The organism is Marinobacter sp. UBA2498, from assembly GCF_002341575.1.
GTDB classification, from domain to species: Bacteria; Pseudomonadota; Gammaproteobacteria; order Pseudomonadales; family Oleiphilaceae; genus Marinobacter; species Marinobacter manganoxydans.
The window spans coordinates 18182-19740 of sequence record NZ_DDOI01000018.1; the positions used below are offsets into that span (position 1 = coordinate 18182).

Consider the following 1559-nt stretch of genomic DNA (forward strand, 5'->3'; position numbering starts at 1 on the left):
ACGGGGCACAAAGCCCGGCAAAGTGCTTGTGCAAACCTGCCACAGCGACCACCCGCTGTTAAAGACACTGTGCGAAGGCCACTACCTCGACATCGCCGACCAACTCCTGAAAGAGCGGGAAGAAGGCCAATTCCCGCCATTCCGCGCCATGGCTATCTTCAGGGCAGAAGGCGACACCATGGAGAAAAGCTTGCAAGTGCTGGATACAATTAAGCCCCTCGCGAATACCACAGGCATCGAAACCTGGGGACCGTTGCCAGCCATGATTGCCCGGCGCGCCGACAAGCACCGCGCGCAACTGATCCTCAACGCCCGCAACCGGAAAAAGCTGAACAGCCTGCTTACCGGAATCTGTCAGGAACTGGACCAGAGAAAGCTGCCTGCCGGGGTCAAATGGATGATTGATGTTGATCCGCAGGAAACAGGATAATTTGAGCCGAGACTGCGGAATCCCGAGCCTTTTGCTTGCAGCCAAACTTTCCGCGATAATAGCCGCCTTCTGTTTTCAACGGGCCTCCTGCCCCGAATCCAATTCTCCTGTAAACCGAGTCATCTGACAGCATGAAAGAGACCGTTTCCGATCTGCTCCAGTCTGCACTGGCAGCACTCCAAGCCGATGGCACGCTGCCTGCGGACCAGTCCTTCACTCCACAGGTGGGCAATACCAAGGACAAGTCCCACGGCGATTATGCCTGCAACATTGCCCTGGTTGCCTCGAAAGCGGCTGGCTGCGCGCCCCGCAAACTGGCGGAGGCTCTGATCGAGAACCTGCCTGAGAGCAGTGCGGTGGAGAAGGTGGAGATTGCCGGGCCCGGTTTTATCAACTTCTTTATGAGCACTGCGAGTGCCTTCGAAGTGGTCAATACCATACTGGATGAAGGCGATCGTTTCGGCCGCAACAATCAGGGCCAGGGCGAAAAAGTTCAGGTGGAGTTTGTCTCGGCCAACCCCACAGGCCCCCTCCACGTTGGCCACGGCCGTGGCGCTGCGATCGGCGACTGCCTTTGCCGGCTGTTGGAAGCAAACGGTTACGATGTAACCCGGGAGTTCTACTACAACGACGCCGGGGCGCAGATTGATAACCTGGCGCTCTCAGTCCAGTCGCGGGTGAAAGGTCTGACGCCGGACGACGAAAGCTGGCCGTCGGACGGCTACCGGGGCGATTACATTGTTGATGTTGCCAAGGCCTACCTTGCTGGCGACACCGTCACAGCGGACGATCGGGAAGTGACCGCCAAGGCGGACCCCGAAGACCGCGACGCCATCCGCGAATTCGCCGTCGCCTACCTGCGCCGGGAGCAGGACCTGGATCTGAAAGCCTTCGGCGTTCAGTTCGATGTCTATTTCCTGGAATCCTCCCTGTACGAGGACGGCAAGGTTGAAGCCACGGTCAAACGCCTGCAAGAAAATGGCTACACCTACGAGCAGGATGGTGCCATGTGGCTGAAAACCACAGAGTTCGGCGACGACAAGGATCGGGTCATGCGCAAGAAGGACGGTGGCTACACCTACTTCCTGCCGGATGTCGCCTATCACCTGGACAAGTGGCAACGGGGCTT

1 protein-coding gene and 1 pseudogene are annotated in these 1559 nt (G+C 58.4%); both read left to right on the forward strand.

The features are described from left to right. Positions 1 to 430, forward strand: a pseudogene (locus B2W52_RS01880) (primosomal protein N'); the annotation flags it as partial. A gap of 131 nt (positions 431 to 561) precedes the next feature. Further along, the coding region (argS, locus tag B2W52_RS01885; RefSeq protein WP_286801074.1) for an arginine--tRNA ligase at positions 562 to 1559 on the forward strand (998 nt) is incomplete at its 3' end.